The 17,608-nt window shown below is 70.7% G+C and carries 15 protein-coding genes; 8 read left to right on the forward strand and 7 right to left on the reverse strand.

Annotated elements, in window-relative coordinates:
- The coding region (locus HF995_RS11350) for an HtaA domain-containing protein (protein ID WP_168447942.1) at positions 1-2,189 on the forward strand (2,189 nt) is incomplete at its 5' end.
- 76 nt (positions 2,190-2,265) lie between these two features.
- On the opposite strand, the gene HF995_RS11355 is transcribed toward HF995_RS11350, so the two are convergent.
- Positions 2,266-3,048, reverse strand: a complete 783-nt coding sequence (locus HF995_RS11355; RefSeq protein ID WP_168447943.1) for an HAD-IIA family hydrolase — start codon at positions 3,046-3,048, stop codon at positions 2,266-2,268.
- A gap of 1 nt (position 3,049) precedes the next feature.
- Positions 3,050-3,787 carry a VTT domain-containing protein gene (locus HF995_RS11360; protein ID WP_350308867.1) on the reverse strand — a complete coding sequence of 246 codons (738 nt, stop codon included), beginning with the start codon at positions 3,785-3,787 and terminating at the stop codon, positions 3,050-3,052.
- Between the two features lie 104 nt (positions 3,788-3,891).
- Between HF995_RS11360 and HF995_RS11365 the strand changes: the two genes are divergently transcribed.
- A complete protein-coding gene (locus tag HF995_RS11365; protein ID WP_350308868.1) occupies positions 3,892-4,539 on the forward strand; it encodes a TrmH family RNA methyltransferase in 648 nt (215 codons plus the stop codon).
- A 119-nt stretch (positions 4,540-4,658) separates the two neighbouring features.
- Complete coding sequence (gene fbaA / locus HF995_RS11370; RefSeq protein WP_168447944.1) at positions 4,659-5,678, forward strand: class II fructose-bisphosphate aldolase; 1,020 nt, start codon at positions 4,659-4,661, stop codon at positions 5,676-5,678.
- A gap of 122 nt (positions 5,679-5,800) precedes the next feature.
- Here the strand turns inward: fbaA and HF995_RS11375 are convergent, their stop codons facing one another.
- Positions 5,801-6,256, reverse strand: coding sequence for an STAS domain-containing protein (locus HF995_RS11375; protein WP_350308869.1), 456 nt, complete (start codon positions 6,254-6,256; stop codon positions 5,801-5,803).
- 137 nt (positions 6,257-6,393) lie between these two features.
- Between HF995_RS11375 and HF995_RS11380 the strand changes: the two genes are divergently transcribed.
- The gene (locus HF995_RS11380; protein ID WP_350308870.1) at positions 6,394-8,541 is read left to right on the forward strand and encodes an ATP-binding SpoIIE family protein phosphatase; all 2,148 of its coding nucleotides are present in this window, start codon (positions 6,394-6,396) and stop codon (positions 8,539-8,541) included.
- A 41-nt stretch (positions 8,542-8,582) separates the two neighbouring features.
- Here HF995_RS11380 and HF995_RS11385 read toward each other — a convergent pair whose 3' ends face one another.
- Together HF995_RS11385 and HF995_RS11390 are read right to left on the reverse strand one after the other, a co-directional pair.
- A complete protein-coding gene (locus HF995_RS11385; RefSeq protein ID WP_286189587.1) occupies positions 8,583-8,984 on the reverse strand; it encodes an STAS domain-containing protein in 402 nt (133 codons plus the stop codon).
- A gap of 235 nt (positions 8,985-9,219) precedes the next feature.
- A complete protein-coding gene (locus HF995_RS11390; RefSeq protein WP_168447946.1) occupies positions 9,220-10,938 on the reverse strand; it encodes a cation:proton antiporter in 1,719 nt (572 codons plus the stop codon).
- A 59-nt stretch (positions 10,939-10,997) separates the two neighbouring features.
- Here HF995_RS11390 and HF995_RS11395 point away from each other — a divergent pair, with 59 nt between their 5' ends.
- Together HF995_RS11395 and HF995_RS11400 are read left to right on the forward strand one after the other, a co-directional pair.
- Complete coding sequence (locus HF995_RS11395) at positions 10,998-11,432, forward strand: DUF3151 domain-containing protein (RefSeq protein ID WP_168447947.1); 435 nt, start codon at positions 10,998-11,000, stop codon at positions 11,430-11,432.
- 191 nt (positions 11,433-11,623) lie between these two features.
- Positions 11,624-12,907 (forward strand): adenylosuccinate synthase, encoded by a 1,284-nt coding sequence (locus HF995_RS11400; RefSeq protein ID WP_168447948.1) that lies wholly within the window; start codon positions 11,624-11,626, stop codon positions 12,905-12,907.
- Positions 12,908-12,977: 70 nt separating this feature from the next.
- Here the strand turns inward: HF995_RS11400 and HF995_RS11405 are convergent, their stop codons facing one another.
- Together HF995_RS11405 and HF995_RS11410 are read right to left on the reverse strand one after the other, a co-directional pair.
- Positions 12,978-13,793, reverse strand: coding sequence for a hypothetical protein (locus HF995_RS11405; protein ID WP_168447949.1), 816 nt, complete (start codon positions 13,791-13,793; stop codon positions 12,978-12,980).
- A gap of 123 nt (positions 13,794-13,916) precedes the next feature.
- On the reverse strand, positions 13,917-15,179 hold the full coding sequence (locus HF995_RS11410) for an LCP family protein (RefSeq protein WP_168447950.1): 1,263 nt from the start codon (positions 15,177-15,179) through the stop codon (positions 13,917-13,919).
- A 181-nt stretch (positions 15,180-15,360) separates the two neighbouring features.
- Here HF995_RS11410 and purD point away from each other — a divergent pair, with 181 nt between their 5' ends.
- Complete coding sequence (gene purD / locus HF995_RS11415; RefSeq protein WP_168447951.1) at positions 15,361-16,635, forward strand: phosphoribosylamine--glycine ligase; 1,275 nt, start codon at positions 15,361-15,363, stop codon at positions 16,633-16,635.
- Entirely contained in the window at positions 16,632-17,564 is a 933-nt protein-coding gene (locus tag HF995_RS11420; RefSeq protein WP_168447952.1) for a phosphoribosylaminoimidazolesuccinocarboxamide synthase, read from the forward strand. The genes purD and HF995_RS11420 overlap by 4 nt, the downstream gene beginning before the upstream one ends.
- The last annotated feature ends 44 nt before the right edge of the window (positions 17,565-17,608 follow it).

Below are 17,608 nucleotides of genomic sequence, written 5' to 3' on the forward strand. Positions count from 1 at the left end.
AGCTGACGTTGACCAAGACGGAGAAGCTGCTCGCGGCGACGGGGCGTTGGGGGATCTACACGTATGGCGGTTCGGGTGCGAAGCCTGCGGCGTTCGAGACGTTCACCCCGCTGACGTTCACCGAGCCGGCGCCCACCCCGTCGGTGACGGTGTCGAAGACGTCCGGTCTGGGCGACGGTGAGAAGGTCACCGTGCGTGGCACGGGTTTCGTCGCGGGGGACCCGGCGGCGGTCGGTGCGCGTCCGCCGTTGGCGGGGAAGTTCGCGGGGACGTATGTGGCGTTCGGTCGGTTCGCGGAGGCGTGGGAGCCGTCGGCTGGTGCGCCGTCGACGGCGCGCGTGACGGGTGACACGAGGTGGGCGGTGCTCGCTGAGGACGTGTCGACGATCGGTGGCGCTGCGGCGGGTGCGATCGAGCTGGGTGCGGACGGGTCGTTCGAGGCTGAGCTGACGTTGACCAAGACGGAGAAGCTGCTCGCGGCGACGGGGCGTTGGGGGATCTACACGTATGGCGGTTCGGGTGCGAAGCCTGCGGCGTTCGAGACGTTCACCCCGCTGACGTTCACCGAGCCCGGGACGAAGCCGGACCCGAAGCCGACCCCCAACCCGGACCCGAAGCCGACCCCCACCCCGACCCCGGAGCCGACGGGGTGCGTCGCTGATCCTTCGATCACCTCCGCGCAGGTGTCGTGGGGCGTGAAGTCCAGCTTCGTGACCTACATCAGTGGTCCCATCGCCCAGGGCAGGATCGAGCGCACGGGCGTCGAGCTCAAGGGAGGCCGCTTCGAGTGGTCGGGCGGCACGGGAACCTACGCCGACGGCAAGGGCAGCGTCCGCCTGCCTGGCGCGCTCCACTTCCTCGGGCACCACGACGAGATGAACATGCGCTGGACCAACCTGCGCCTCGTCCTGACGTCGTCGACCAAGGCTGAGCTCCGGGCGGACGCCGACGTCAAGGCGTACCTGAGCACCCCGGCGCAGGACCTCAAGGACGTGGCGATCGCCTCGGTGGACCTCAGGGGCGCGATGGCGACGTCGGGCCGGACGACGACCATCACCAACGCAGCCGTGACGCTCCTCGCCTCCGGCACGCCCGTCTTTGCGGGGTTCTACCCTGCGGGGGAGAAGCTCGACCCGCTCAGTGCCACGATCACGGTCGCCGAGAAGTGCGACGACGGCAAGGTCCCGCCCACCCCGACGCCCGTCGCGACGCCGACGGTCACGCTGGGTGGTGACGTCGAGGGCTCCCGCGTCGAGCAGGGCGGCACGATCACGTTCCGCGTCACCGGGCTTCCCGCGTCGGCGACCTCGAGCGCCGAGGTCCACTCCGACCCGATCAGCCTCGGTTCCCAGCGCACGTCGGCGAAGGGAGTCGTCACGTACGACTTCGACGTCCCGGAGGGTTTCGCGGCGGGCCGCCACACGTTCGTGCTCTCCGTCGCAGGTGTCGCGAAGCCGATCAAGCAGACCTTCACGGTCGTCCGCGCGGAGGCTGACAAGACTGAGCCCGTCGACTCGACGGGTACGCCCGAGTGCGTCGCTCGCAGCGTCACCGGCGCCACGCTGACCTGGGGCCTCAAGTCCAGCTACCTCGCCTACATCGAGGGCTCGGTCGCCCAGGGCAAGATCACGACGTCGGGGGCACAGCGTTCGGGCTCGACGTTCACCTGGTCCGCCGGGACCGGCGCGTACAACACCGACGCTGCGCGCGGCACCGGCTCGTTCACCGGCTCCGTGCGGACGGTCGGCCACGGCGACGTCCTCGACGTGACGTTTTCGAACCCGCGCGTCGTGCTCCACAGCTCGACGCGGGCGTCGCTCGTCCTCGACACGCGAGGTACCACCATCGACGGCGACACGTTCGCGTACGCCGGCATCACGTTCGCGACCCTCTCGCTGAGCGGGCACGGCGGGGCCTCGGGCGACCGCATCTCCTACAGCGGCGTCCCGGCGACGCTCACGGCAGCGGGCGCCAAGGCGTTCTCCGGCTTCTACAAGGCCGGCGACGCCCTCGCCCCCGTCTCGTTCACGCTCCCGCTCGGTGGCGAGACCGACTGCTCGTCGCCGACCGGCACCCTCCCGGTGACCGGATCCGAACCGGTCGGGCTCGTCGCGCTCTCGGGCACGCTCCTGCTCGCCGGTGCTGCGCTCGTCCTGGTCCGCCGTCGTCGGGGCGCCGTCCCCGCCTGACCTGGACGCCGACACACGTAGGCCCTGGACGCGATGCGTCCAGGGCCTACGTCGTCGAGAGGTGCCGCGACGGTGGTCAGACCAGCTCGATCAGGTCCGCGATCGAGGGGACGACGCGCGACGGACGGAACGGGTACAGCTCGACCTGCTCCGCCGTCGTCGAGCCGGTGAGCACGAGGAACGTCTCAAGGCCTGCCTCGATGCCAGCGACCACGTCCGTGTCCATGCGGTCACCGATCATCGCCGTCGTCTCCGAGTGCGCGTCGATGCGGTTGAGCGCCGACCGGAACATCATCGGGTTCGGCTTGCCCACGAAGTACGGCTTGCGGCCCGTCGCCTTCGTGATCATCGCGGCCACCGCACCCGTCGCCGGCAGCGGGCCCTCGGCGCTCGGGCCCGTCGCGTCCGGGTTCGTGCAGATGAACCGCGCGCCGTCGAGGATCAGCCGGATCGCCTTCGTGATCGCCTCGAACGAGTACGTGCGGGTCTCGCCGAGCACCACGTAGTCGGGCGACGACTCGGTGAGCGTGTAGCCCACCTCGTAGAGCGCCGTCGTCAGCCCGGCCTCCCCGATGACGTACGCCGAGCCGCCCGGCGACTGGTCCTGCAAGAAGCTCGCGGTCGCGAGCGCCGACGTCCAGATCGCCTCCTGCGGGACGTCGATGCCCGACTGTGCGAGCCGTGCGCGCAGGTCGCGGTCCGTGAAGATCGAGTTGTTCGTGAGGACGAGGAACGGCCGCTCGGCGTCGCGCAGCGCCCGGATGAACTCCGGCGCGCCCGGGAGCGCGACCCCCTCGTGGACGAGGACGCCGTCCATGTCGGTCAGCCAGGAACGGATCACGCGAGGCTGGTCGGTCATGTCACACCTCCGGTGTCGTCGTGGGGACGGTCGCGGCCGCGTCGCGCGGCGCACGACGCCGCGCGAGCCACCCGCGGGCGACCTCGATGATGATCGGGAGCACCGACACGAGGACGATCAGGACGAGGATCGCCTCGATGTTGTCGTGGATGAACGTGATCTGCCCCAGGAAGTATCCGAGCACGGTGATGCCGACGCCCCACAGCAGCGCGCCGATCACGTTGTAGCTCACGAAGTGCCGGTAGGGCATGCGGCCGACGCCGGCGGCGACGGGCGCGTACGTGCGCACGAAGGGCGCGAAGCGCGCGAGCACGATCGCCCGGCCGCCGTACTTGTCGAAGAACGCGTTGGTCTGGTCGATGTACGACTGCTTGAAGAACCGGGAGTCGGGCTTGTTGAAGATCCGGGGCCCCGCCTTGTGCCCGATCGCGTAGGCGACCTGGTCGCCCGCGAACGCGGACACGAACAGCAGCACGCACAAGAGCCACAGCGGGAAGTCGAGCTGCTCCTGCGCGACGAGCATGCCCGCCGTGAACAGCAGGGAGTCGCCGGGGAGGAACGGGAACAGCAAGCCCGTCTCGATGAACACGACGACGCAGATCCCGATCAGCGCGTAGGTGCCGAAGGACGCGATGAGCGTGTCCGCCTGCATCCAGTCGGGGCCGAGAGCGAGGACGCTCGGATCGGCGGCGGCGTGGAGGGGTACGGAGGACACGGCATCGAGCACAGAGGTCAGCACCGCTCCAGCCTAGTCCGGCGACCTCACGGGCCGGCGGCGCCCCGGTGAGCAGCACGTGAACATCTCTGGACCGTTCGTCGGGCGACCTGCTGGACAATGGGCGGGTGCCGCAGGACCGTGACGACGAGACGACCCGTGAGATCGGCGTAGGCCCGTGGCCCGGCGGGGAGGACGCCTGGCCGGTCGGAGCGCGCTACGACCCAGACCTGTTGCGTGACGGCGACCGGCGCAACGTGACCGACGAGTTCCGGTACTGGACCGTCGACGCGATCGTCGCGGAGCTCGACTCTCGCAGGCACCCGTTCCACGTCGCGATCGAGAACTGGGGACACGACCTGAACATCGGGTCGGTCGTGCGGACCGCGAACGCGTTCAACGCCGCGGCCGTGCACATCGTCGGGCGTCGCCGCTGGAACCGTCGCGGCGCGATGGTCACGGACCGTTACCAGCACGTGGTCCACCATCCCGACGTCGCGGACCTGCTCGCCTGGGCTGCCGGGGAGGGCCTGCGGGTGATCGGCATCGACAACGTCCCGGGCTCGGTCGCGATCGAGAGGTTCACGCTCCCGCGGGAGTGCATGCTGCTCTTCGGCCAGGAGGGTGCGGGCCTGAGCGACGAGGCTGTCGCGGCGTGCGACGTCGTCCTGCACATCACCCAGTTCGGCTCGACCCGCTCGATCAACGCGGGCGCCGCCGGGGCGATCGCCATGCACGCGTGGGTGAGCCAGCACGCGCAGATCCCCGAGGCGTGAACCTGCGCTGGTGAGGCCGTGTTCCACGGGTCAAACGGCCCAACGGGCGTTCGTGCATCCGTGAGAAACTGTCCCCGACAGTCCCGTAGAAAACCCTCACCCTTCTTTGGAGTTCTTCGATGGCCATCGCAACCCCCGAGGTCTACAACGAGATGATCGACCGCGCGAAGGCGGGCAAGTTCGCCTACCCCGCGGTCAACATCACGTCCTCCCAGTCGATCACGGCGGCCCTCCAGGGCTTCGCCGAGGCCGAGAGCGACGGCATCATCCAGGTGTCGGTCGGCGGCGCCGAGTACGGCTCCGGCTCGACGATCAAGGACCGCGTCTCCGGCTCGCTCGCGCTCGCCGCGTACGCGGCCGAGGTCGCGAAGAACTACCCGATCACGGTCGCGATCCACACGGACCACTGCACCAAGCAGAACCTGGACTCCTGGGTCCGCCCGCTCCTCGCCATCGAGGCGGAGCAGGTCAAGGCCGGCAAGAACCCGACGTTCCAGTCGCACATGTTCGACGGCTCGAACATCCCGCTCGACGAGAACCTCGTCATCGCGGCCGAGCTCCTCGAGCTCTCGCAGGCGGCCCGCACGATCCTCGAGATCGAGGTCGGCGTCGTCGGTGGCGAGGAGGACGGCCACACGGCCGAGATCAACGACAAGCTGTACACGACCGCTGAGGACGGCCTCGCGACCGTCGCCGCGCTCGGCGCCGGCGAGAAGGGCCGCTACCTGACGGCACTCACCTTCGGCAACGTGCACGGCGTCTACAAGCCGGGTGCGGTCAAGCTGCGTCCGTCGATCCTCGCCGAGATCCAGAAGACGGTCGGCGACAAGATCGGCAAGGAGAACCCGTTCGACCTCGTGTTCCACGGCGGCTCCGGCTCGACCGAGGCCGAGATCTCTGAGGCCGTCGACAACGGCGTCATCAAGATGAACATCGACACGGACACGCAGTATGCGTTCACCCGCCCGGTCGTGGCCCATATGTTCCAGAACTACGACGGCGTCCTCAAGGTCGACGGCGAGGTCGGCAACAAGAAGGCGTACGACCCGCGCGCCTGGGGCAAGCTCGCCGAGGCTGGCATGGCTCAGCGCATCGTCGAGGCTGCCCAGCAGCTCCGCTCGGCTGGTCACAAGCTCTGACCTGAGCTCACACGGAGAAGGCCTCCGCACCCTCGGGTGCGGAGGCCTTCTCCGTGTCTGGCGGGCTTCAGCAGCTCACCGGGGTCCGCGACGACGCACGGCGGGCCATCGGCCCGTGCGCGTCAGAGCGCGGGGTTGCTCTGCCGGGGCAGACGCTCGATCGTGAACTCGTCGACGGGCGCAAGCTCGAATCCTGGGTCCTCGTCGAGGATCTCGAGAAGCTCGCCGATTCTCGTGACGTCGAGCAGGAAGCGCATGGTCGCGGGAGCGCGCAGGACGCGCACCTTGTGCGGCGACGTCGTCGCGAGGCGGGCGAGGAACGCGACGCCGGACGAGTCCATGAACGTCACGTGGTGAGCATCGACCTCGACGGGGAGGCCCGTGGCCTCCGCGTCCTGCATCGCGTCGGAGAACTCGTCGGCAAGGTTCGCGTCGATCTCGCCGGACAGGACGATCCGTGTGCGCACAGCGCCGACAAGGACGTGGACCGTGCCGGGGTCGCTCACGGTGGCCGCAGACTCGTCGGCGGCGGACGGGTCCTGCCCAGGGAGATCCTGCGGGCTGGGCGTGTCGTACACGGTCCTCCTTCGGTCGCCGTACGGTGCGGCGGGCGATCGTGCGGGCATATGGTCACTATCCTGGCGCCACCACGGTGGGTCGCCTGGGAGCAGACTATCTATCTTGCACGGGCGACGGGCAACTCAGGGGAGGACGGGTGCGAGAAGCAGGGACGAATCACCCGCGCACGGTCGGTGTCACCCCGGGTGGCGTCGCCAGCCTGCTCGCTGCTGCTGCGACGCGCGCCGGTGTGGGCATCACCGTCCTCGCGGTCGACGGCCCGGTCCTGAGGATGCTGTGGGTCAACGACCGCTTCACGGAGATCACCGGGCACCGCTCCGCCGAGGTCGAAGGGCGCCAGCCCAAGGAGTTCTTCGGCGACCGGTGGGACGACTCCGCGCTCGCTGACCTGGCCCGGCGCGTGCGCGCCGGTGAGCGGGTCGAGGTCACGCTGCCGTTCCGCCGACCGCAGGACGACCTCGTGTGGTTGCGGCTGTGGCTCACGTCCGCGGGAGGTCCTGACGAGCGCCCCGAGCGCTGGGTGGCGACGTTCGACGACGTGACCGCGGAGATGGCGCGGGACGAGTCGCTCCAGGAGTCGATCGTCCAGGAGCGTCGCGCACGCGAGGGTCTCTCGCTCCTCGTGCGGATCTCGCAGATCCTGACAGACGCCGACGAGTCCGAGGTGCTCGGCATCGTGTCGGCGGCGCTCGCCCGCACGGTCGCGTCGTGGGCGGGCTTCCTGCTCGTCGACAACCACCTCGAGGTGAGCTCCGGCGTCGACCCTTTCGACCTTGCTGTCCTTCCTGCGCGCGGAGCCCGCGTGGAACCGCCCGAGCCTGCGTCCGTCGGGCCTGTGGACAGGTCGAGCGGGGGAGCGGTGCTGCACCTCCTCGGAGGACGGCTCGCGGACGCGATCGTCGACCTGTCCCTCGGCTACCCGGAGGGGTCCGCCGCATACCGGGTGCAGCAAGCGGTGCTGGGCGACGACCCGACGCTCGTGCTCACGGCTCCGCGCGTACGCGTCATGGCGATCCCGGGGTCGCGGTCGGTGCTCGGCCTGCTCGTCGTCGCCCCGCCGGAGGGCGTCGCCCCGGAGGACCTCGACGACAACGTCCGGACCCTTCTCGACGTGATCGTGCGTCGCGTCGCCCTCGCGGTCGAGAACGCGCGCCTGCATGCGCGCGAGCACCAGCTCGCATCCGCGCTACAGCGTGCGATGCTCCCCGAGCAGGCTGACGTGCCCGGCCTCGACGTGTGGTCCTACTACTCGCCGAACGTCGAGCACGCCCAGGTCGGTGGCGACTGGTACGACATCGTCGGCATCAGCGACGACGTCGCGGGCATCGTCATCGGGGACGTCGTGGGGCACGACGTCGAGGCGGCGGCGGTGATGGGACAGCTGCGGTCCGTGGTGCGTGCGTACGCGTTCGAGCTCACCGACCCTGCTCTCGTCCTCGAGCGCACGGACAAGCTCGTGCGCGGGCTCGGCGTCGCCCGCGCGGCGAGCCTCGTCTACGGCACGCTCACGCGGATCGGCGTCGAGGGGGCCGCCGAGGACGAGACGCGCTGGCGGCTGGACTACTCGCGGGCCGGGCACCTGCCGCCCATCCTGCTCCGGGACGGGTCGGCGACCCAGCTCGCGCAGGGGGCGGGCGCCCTCGTGGGGTTCGGGAACCGCGCCCGCACGGTCGGTTCGGTCGAGCTGCGGCCGGGCGACAGCGTGGTGCTCTACACCGACGGCCTGATCGAGCGACGCGACCGCGGCCTGCGCGACGGGCTGATGGCGTTGCTCGAGGTAGCCGGGAGCTCGGTCGCGTCGGACGCGGCGGGGATCGGGGAGGAGCTCGTCAGCGCGCTCGCGGAGCGGCCGGAGGACGACGTCGCGGTCGTCGTCGTGCGGCTGCCGTCGCGTCGCCGCGCAGGCGGCCCGGCCGACGGGCCGCGGAGCCGGCGCTGGAGCCTCCCGAGCGATCCGGCGTCGATCGCACGTGCCCGGCAGGCGCTGCTGCGCACGGTCCAGGCGTGGGGGTTGGGGAACGTCGCCAACGCCGAGCTGGTGGTCTCAGAGCTCGTCGCGAACGCGGTGCTGCACGGGTGGGGGACGATCGTGCTGCGCCTCTTCGACACCGGTGACGGGCTGCGCATCGAGGTCGAGGACGCGAACCCGGCGCCGCCCGTCATCATGAACGGCCACCCGCAAGGCGTGGGGGGCTACGGCGTGCAGATCGTCGACCGGCTCGCCGACTGGGGCTGGCGCCCGTCCGCGGTGGGCAAGATCGTGTGGGCGAAGCTGAGCAGCTGAGCGTCCGCGAGGACGTCAGGCGCCGACGGCGACCGGGAGAGTCAGGCTCCGACCGCGCGGCCGTGGCGCCGGGGACGCGGCGTCGGAGCGTGGTCCGCGCTGCCCGGGTCCGGGGTCTCGGGAGCCGCAGGGCACGCGTGGTCACCGTCGATGCGGAACAGGTCGAGCGCTCCGCACACCTCGAGGACGAACAGGTCGCGCTCGTCGCAGCCGCGCAGGACGGTCGCGCCACCACGGCGCCGCCCGGCGTCCGCGAGCGAGATGAGGAACGCCGCACCGGTCGAGTCCATGAACGTGACGCGGCACATGTCGAGGACGAGGAGCTGGCGGCGCAGCCCGACGACGCGCGCGGTGATCTCGGGGAACTGGTCGCGCTCAGCGAGGTCGAGGTCGCCCGCGATCGTCAGCGTGGTCGTCGCCGGCGACGTGGAGATCTCGATCATGAGCGGTGTCCTCCGAGACGGGCCGTGGTCCGACAGGAGCCACGCGGGCACGTCCGGGGAGGGCGTGCGTGGCACCGAGCGTAGCCAGGCCCGGGTGTCGGCGCGACCGAGAACGGTCGTGCGCCCTGTCACGATCGGGTCTCGGGTCATGTCTCCAGGAGCGCTGCGCCCGCGCGCAGATACGCACCGGCGTGCCCGCCGCCGGTGGCGGTACGGGTGCTGCTGCCGGGCTGTCTCAGTGGATGTCGAGGCGGGACTGCTCGACGTCGAGGATCGCCTGCGCGCGGTCGATCACGTGGCTCGCGTGCGCGCCCTCGGCGCGGGCGTCGTCGAGCGCGGCGCGCTCCGCCTCGAGGACGCGCTGACGCAGCGCACGCTTCATGGCGTGCGGGCCGTCGTCGTCCGCGCGGACGATCTGCTCGGCGAGGCGCAGCCCGATGCGGCGCGTGTCCTCCCGGACACGCTCGACGATCTCGGGCGGGTAGCGGGTGCCGTCGGGCCGACGCAGCTCGGGGTTGTCGAGCGTCGCGAGGCCGGCGCTGTTGATCTCGGTGACGAGCGTCGCGAGCTTGACCCGCTCGGCCTGCTCGTCGGACCCCTGGACGTCGAGCCGGTCGATGACCCACGGCAGGGACGCGCCCTGCACGACGAGGGTGACGATCGCGACCGTGAACGCGACCAGGACGAGCTGCGGCCGGTACGGCAGGTCGGACGGGAGCGACTGCGCCGCGGCGAGCGTGACGACGCCGCGCATCCCGGACCAGGCGATGACGGCGCCGCCGCGCCAGCTCAGGCCCTCGGTCTGGAGGAAGTCCATGTCGGCGCGCTTGCGGCGCAGGCGTCGTGTGAAGCGGCGGGCGTGCTTGTCGTCGGTCAGGTCGAGGCCGGGCAGCGCGTCGCGGACGGCGTCGATGCGGCTGATCACCGAGTCGAGCTGTCGCGCCCGCACGCGGGCGCGTTCCTGGTCGCGGCGCAGCACCGCGATGAGCGGGAGGACGAGCGCGCCGCGGATCGCCGTGAGCGCGACGGTGACGACGAGCCCGATCCACACGGCGGTCCAGATGCTCAGGCCCTGCGCGTGCACCTGGTCCGTGAGCGCGTGCAGCTCGAAGCCCATGAGCAGGAACACGCCGTTCTCGAGGAGGAGCTGGGCGGTGCGCCAGTTGACGCGCTCGGAGACGCGGGCCTGCGGCGAGAAGTACGTCGAGCCGAGGTGCCCGGTGATGAGGCCGGCGACGACGACGGCGAGCACCCCGGACGCGTGCACCTCCTCGGCGGGGAAGAACGCGACGAACGGCACGCCGAACGAGATCGCGGTCGTCAGCACCGGGTCCTCGATCTTGCTGCGCACCCAGACGCTCGCGAACCCGATGACGGCACCGACCGCGATCGCGATGACGACGGCGAGGACGAAGTCCCACGCGATGTCGACGAACGAGACGGCGCCCGCGGTCGCGGCGATCGCGGAGCGCAGCAGCACGAGCGCCGTCGCATCGTTGACGAGGCCCTCGCCCTCGAGGACGGTGACGAGCCGGTGCGGCAGTCCGAGCCGCTTGCCGATCGAGGTCGCGGCGACGGCGTCGGGCGGGGCGACGACGGCGCCGAGCGCGATCGCGGCGGGCAGCGACAGGTCGGGGAAGAGCCAGTACAGCAGGGCGCCCGTGAGCACGGCCGTGATGATGACGAGTGCGACGGACAACCACGTGATGGCCTTGAAGTTCCGTCGGAAGTCCATGAGCGGGACGTTGACCGCCGCCGAGTAGAGGATCGGCGGGAGCACGACCGTGAGGATGAGGTGCGGGTCGAGCTCGAACGTCGGGACGCCGGGCACGTAGCTCGCGGCGATCCCGAGCAGGACGAGCAGGATCGGGGCGGCGACGCCGAGGCGCGGGGCGATGCTCGCGACCGCGACGATGACGACGACGGCCAGGACACCGAGCAGCGCGAACTCCATCTTCGAAGGATATGCGGCTCGCCGGGCCCGGTCCGAGGAGTTCCGGGGATAATCGAGCCATGACCCAGCACCCGCGCCCTGAGCGCATCGACCTCGGCCCTGCTGTCACTCGTCTCCCCGAGGACGGCGCGGACGCGCGCGCCCGCGCGCTCGCTGCGCAGGGTGTCGACCCGGCCGACGTCGCACGTCAGGTCCCTGCGTCGTCGTACGCCTGGGCGGTCCTCGCGGAGCATGCGCTCGCGACGGACGCAGTCACCGCGTACGCGTTCGCGAGGACGGGGTATCACCGCGGTCTCGACGCGCTGCGCCGCGCGGGCTGGCGCGGCGTCGGCGCCGTGCCGGTCGACCACGAGCCGAACCAGGGCTTCCTCAGGGCGCTCCTGGCGCTCGCCGAGGCTGCCGCAGCGATCGGTGAGGACGACGAGTCGCAGCGGTGCGAGCAGTTCCTGGGCGACTGCGGCACCGAGGCCGCCGCGGTGGCCGCGCTCCGCTGACGTCGGGCGCGCCACCTGGCGCGCGGACCCGCTGGGGCTCGGGCCCTTGAGCCGGTAAACTCGCGGGGGAACCGGGCTGCTGTCGCCCGGACCCCGGCGGACGCGACGCGTGCCGGGTGCCGTTCCGGCACCCTGAGCCTGCGGCTGAGACGCGCGCCGACGCGAGGGCAGCGACGAAAGTGGTGATCGGCATGCCAGCCATCGTGGTCGTCGGAGCCCAGTGGGGCGACGAGGGCAAGGGCAAGGCGACGGACCAGCTCGGCTCCCAGGTCGACTATGTGGTCAAGTTCAACGGGGGCAACAACGCGGGCCACACGGTCGTGGTCGGCGACGAGAAGTACGCGCTCCACCTGCTGCCGTCGGGCATCCTGACCCCGGACGTCACGCCGGTCATCGGCAACGGCGTCGTCGTCGACATCGAGGTGCTCTTCGAGGAGCTCGACGACCTCATCGCGCGCGGCGTCGACGTCTCGCGCCTGCTGGTCTCCTCCGCGGCGCACGTCATCGCGCCGTACAACCGCACGATCGACAAGGTGACCGAGCGGTTCCTGGGCAAGCGGAAGATCGGCACGACCGGGCGCGGCATCGGCCCGGCGTACTCGGACAAGATCAACCGGGTGGGCATCCGCGTGCAGGACCTGTTCGACGAGAACATCCTGCGGCAGAAGGTCGAGGGCGCCCTCGACCAGAAGAACCAGCTCCTCGTGAAGGTGTTCAACCGCCGCGCGATCACGATCGACGAGACGGTCGAGGAACTCCTCGGGTACGCCGAGCGGCTCCGCCCGATGGTCACGGACACGTCGCTCGTCCTCAACAAGGCGCTCGACGAGGGCAAGACCGTCCTCTTCGAGGGCGGCCAGGCCACGATGCTCGACGTCGACCACGGCACGTACCCGTTCGTGACGTCGTCGAACGCGACCGCGGGCGGCGTGTGCACCGGCTCGGGCGTCGGCCCCACCCGGATCGACCGTGTCATCGGCGTCATCAAGGCGTACACGACGCGCGTCGGCGAGGGGCCCTTCCCGACCGAGCTGTTCGACGAGATGGGCGAGTTCCTGCGTGCGACCGGGCACGAGTTCGGCGTGACGACGGGTCGGCCGCGCCGCTGCGGCTGGTACGACGCGGTCGTCGCTCGCTACTCGGCTCGCGTCAACGGCCTCACCGACTTCGCGCTGACGAAGCTTGACGTGCTGACCGGTCTCGAGAAGATCCCCGTGTGCGTCGCGTACGACGTCGACGGTGTGCGTCATGACGAGATGCCTGCCGACCAGTCGGACTTCCACCACGCGAAGCCGATCTTCGAGTACTTCGACGGCTGGACCGAGGACATCACGTCGGCCCGCACGTTCGAGGACCTGCCCGCGAACGCGCAGGCGTACGTCCTCGCGCTCGAGGAGATGTCCGGCTCCCGGATGTCGGTCGTCGGTGTCGGTCCGGACCGTGAGGCGACGATCGTCCGTCACGCCCTCGTCTGAGCCGCCGAGGCAAAGCAGACGCAGAACGGCGCGTTCCCCGCACGGGGAACGCGCCGTTCTGGTGTCCAGGTCAGATCCGCTTGCCGGCGAGGATCCTCTTGGCGGCCTTCATCTGCTTCTTGGAGCAGCCGCCGCCGTAGCCGGCCACGTACGTCGACGACGCAGTGAGCTTGCCGGTGCGCTGGGCGCCCATCGCGTCAGCGATGCAGTCGGCCATGTGCTCGAAGCTGCTGCCGTGCGCCTTGGCCTTCGGGTAGACCTTCTTCATCGCCTTCTCGGCGGCGCGGAGGTCGTAGTCGTAGACGCGGTACTGCAGGACGTGCGCGCACTCGTGGTACTGGGTGGCGACGGCGAGCGGGTGGTTCGGGTCGAGGCTCTTCCCGAAGGCGGTGCGTGACAGGACGATGCGCGCGGAGCCGTTCGAGCTGACCTGCGCGTAGTTGGTCGTCTTCTTCTTCGTCGTGACGGGGACGCTGCTGCACCAGCGCTTGATGTTCTTCTTCGCCGAGGCGCCCCAGGACAGCTTGCCGACCTTGGTCTTGCCGGAGACCTTCGAGACCTTGGACTTCTTCACCCAGCCTGACTTGCCCTTGTACGTGACCTTGTACCGGCCGTTCTTGACCTTCGTGCTGGCGGCCTTCATCGTGTAGTCCGCCGGGATCGTCGCGCGCTTGGCGGAGCCGCTGGCAGACGAGTAGAGGATCGTCTTCACCTTGGTCTGCAGGCGCCACGTGGGCTTGGCGGTCGCGACCTGAACCGCTGGGGTGACGATGGTCGACACCGTGGTCGCGGGCGCGGCTGTGGCGGGAGCCGCCGCGGTCGGCGCGAGGAGGAGCGCGACCGTCGAGGCGACGGCGAGCGCGAGGGTACGGGGCTTGGCAGACATCAGGGTGCTGGTTTCCTGTCCTGGCGACATTTCACGACAGACCGACCCTACTCGCGGCTCCGAGACCCGGCACCTGGTGGGGCAGCGGCGCTGACGCACCACGTGCCCGCCTTCTTCGAGAGGTCAGCAGACGCCCGGGCGCTTCGTCGGCTTGGTGGGAGCCTTCGTGGTCTCCTTTGCGGGCGTGTCCGTCGTCTCCGGGCTGCTCGGTGCGTCGGTCGTGGCTCCGTCGTCGCCAGCGGGCTTGCTCGGTGCGTCCTTCGTCGCCTGGGCGGCCTTCTCGTCAGCGAGCGCGGCGGGCGTCCCCGGGACGCGGTCGTCGTTGATGATGCGCTCCCAGATCTCGGCGGCCTCAGGCTTCCACTCGACACGGCCCGGGCGCGTGACGGAGTCGAAGACCGGCAGGTACGTGAACGTGATGTCGTCCATGTTGATCGACCGCAACGAGAACGCGAGGCCTGCGAGCGCCGAGGGGGAGCCGAGGTCGGGGCTCGTGTTGATCGCCGCGAGCACAGCCTTGACGACCGAGTAGAGCTCGGGGGAGTTGGTGATGAGGTTCTGCTTGAAGATCTCGCGGGACGCAGCGTCGAGGAACGCCTGCTGACGCTCGATGCGGGTGAGGTCCGACTCGAGCTCGAGACCCATGCCCTGACCGTGCCGTGCGCGCAGGAAGTTGATCGCGGTGCGGCCGTCGAGCGTGTTCGGGCCAGCGGGCAGGTCCAGCTTGCCGTACTTCGGGTTCTCCTTGACGGCCTCGGGGAGGCACATCGGCACGCCGCCGATCGCGTCGACAACCTCGATCACGCCGGTCATCTTGAGCACGACGTGGCTCGTGATGCGGATCCCGGTGAGCTGCTCGACGGTCTTGATCGTGCACGCGGCCGCGGTTGCGAAGTCCTGCTTGGACCCGGCGCCGATCGCGAACGCCTTGTTGAACATCCCCTGGGCCTCGGGCGCGCTCTGCACCCCGTCGCCCGTGAGGCACGAAGGGATGTCGACGAGGGAGTCGCGCGGGATCGAGACGACCTCGACGGACTTCCGGTCGCCCGAGACGTGCACGATCATCGTCGTGTCGGAGCCCATGCCGCCGCCCTTGCCGGCGATCTTCTCGTTCTCCGCGTCGCGCAGGTCGGTGCCCATGACCAGGATGTTGAGCTGCTGGCCCGCGTACGGGTCGTCGGGGTCGGCGACGATCGTCGGGCGGTCATCGCCGAGGAGCTTGTCGACGTCGTCGACCGTCAGCTTGGACTGCAGGTCGGCGTTGACGAGCGCGACCGCGGTGCCGCTGAACGCGATGAGCGCGGTCGCGGCGAGGGCGACGCCTCGCAGGACGCGGTGGTTGCGCTTGTGCAGGACGTGGCGCGGCGCGGTCGAGTTCGCAGGCATCTTGGGCACGATAGGAAAGATATGCGTTCGAGTGGTAAGTCAGGCGGCAAGGCGCGGCGGGAACCGTGAAGAAGCGGTGCAAGCGCGCTCGCGTGCGCCCGGGTCGGGTGCTTGGTCCGCTTTGGCGGTCACGGGGCGGACGTCCGCCCGCCCGGTGGTCCGCATCCGTAGGATCGTGGGCGTGAAGATCCTCGTCATCGGTTCCGGTGCCCGCGAGCACGCGATCCTCCACTCCCTGGCGCACGAGAGCGGGGCCCACGAGCTCCACGCGGCGCCCGGCAACCCGGGCATCGCCGCTCTTGCGACGCTGCACGGCATCGACCCGCTCGACGGTGTCGCCGTCGCGGCTCTCGCTACCACGCTCGGGGTCGACCTTGTCGTCGTCGGGCCGGAGGCTCCGCTCGTCGCCGGGGTCGCCGACGCCGTCCGTGAGGCAGGTGTCCCGGTCTTCGGACCGAGCGCGGCTGCGGCCGCGCTCGAGGGCTCGAAGGCGTTCGCGAAGGACGTCATGGCTGCGGCCGACGTCCCGACGGCGCAGGCCTATGTGTGCGTGACGCTCGCCGAGGTCGAGGCGGCGGTGGACGCGTTCGGCGCGCCGTACGTGATCAAGGACGACGGCCTCGCCGCGGGCAAGGGCGTCGTCGTGACGAGCGACCGTGCGGAGGCGCTCGAGCACGCGCAGGCGTGCCTCGCGGCGCGCGGGGCTCAGGGGCGCGTCGTCGTCGAGGAGTTCCTCGACGGTCCCGAGGTGTCCCTCTTCTGCGTGAGCGACGGGACGAACGTCGTCCCGCTCGCGCCTGCGCAGGACTTCAAGCGCGCCTACGACGGCGACGAGGGCCCCAACACGGGCGGCATGGGTGCGTACTCGCCGCTGCCGTGGGCCCCGGCGGGCCTGACGGACGAGGTGCTCGAGCGCATCGCCCGCCCGACGATCGCCGAGATGGCCCGTCGTGGCACGCCTTTCGTCGGCGTCCTCTATGTCGGGCTCGCGCTGACGAGCCGGGGCACGCGGGTCATCGAGTTCAACGCGCGTTTCGGGGACCCGGAGACGCAGGTCGTCCTGTCGCGGCTGCGCACCCCGCTCTCGAGCGTCCTGCACGCGGCCTCGACCGCATCTCTCGGCGGTCTCGAACCGCTGCGCTGGGCGCAGGACGCGGCGGTGACGGTCGTCGTCGCGGCCCACGGCTACCCGGCGGACGTCCGGTCGGGCGACCCGATCGACGGCGTCGACGGTCCCGACGGTGCCGCGGGCCTCCCTGGCGTGCACGTCCTGCACGCGGGCACCGCGGAGTCCGACGGCGTGCTCGTCGCGTCGGGCGGGCGCGTGCTGTCGGTCGTCGGGCGTGGCCCCGACCTCGCGGCGGCGCGCGACGCCGCGTACGCGGGCGTCGGACGGATCTCGTTGCCGGGCTCGCACCATCGCAGCGACATCGCCGCGAAGGCGGCGCAGGCATGAGCGCGCTCGCGCTGCCGGGCTGGCGTCACGTCTACTCGGGCAAGGTCCGCGACCTCTACGAGCCTGACGAGGCTGTCCTCGGTGGCCCGCACCCGCTCGGTGACGTCGTGCTCGTGGTGGCGTCTGACCGCATCAGCGCGTACGACCACGTGCTGGCGTCCGAGATCCCCGACAAGGGAGTCGTGCTGACGCAGCTGAGCCTGTGGTGGTTCGACCAGCTTGCCGACGTCGTGGACAACCACGTCGTGACCGTCGAGGTTTCGTCCGACCCGGCCGACGGGCTCGTGCCTGCGGCGGTCGACGGTCGTGCGATGGTGTGCCGACGGCTCGAGATGTTCCCGGTCGAGTGCGTCGTGCGTGGCTACCTCACCGGGTCGGGACTCGTGGAGTACCGCGCGGACCGGACGGTCTGCGGGGTCCCGCTCCCCGAGGGGCTCGTCGACGGTTCGCGCCTGCCGGAGGCGATCTTCACGCCGGCCGCGAAGGCGGCGGTGGGTGAGCACGACGAGAACGTGACGTTCGAGGAGGTGGCTGAGCGCATCGGCGGCGAGGCCGCGGCGCAGCTCCGGGACCGCACGCTCGAGGTCTACTCCCGGGCGAGCGCCATGGCGGAGGAGCGCGGCGTGATCCTCGCGGACACGAAGCTCGAGTTCGGGGTCGACCCGACGACGGGCCGTACGGTCCTCGGTGACGAGGTGCTCACGCCGGACTCGTCGCGGTTCTGGCCTGCTGACGGCTGGGAGCCGGGACGCGCGCAGCCGAGCTTCGACAAGCAGCACGTCCGGGACTGGCTCGTCTCGGCGGAGTCCGGCTGGGACCGCGCGAGCGACGCGCCGCCGCCCGCGCTGCCCGAGCATGTCGTCGCGGCGACGCGCGAGCGTTATCTCGAGGCGTTCCGGCGCCTGACGGGACGGGACCTCGGCATCTGACCGTTCCTCCTGGTGAGACGGCCTCCCACCAGACCTAGTCCGCT

The organism is Sanguibacter hominis ATCC BAA-789 (genome assembly GCF_012396185.1).
Lineage (GTDB): Bacteria > Actinomycetota > Actinomycetes > Actinomycetales > Cellulomonadaceae > Flavimobilis > Flavimobilis hominis.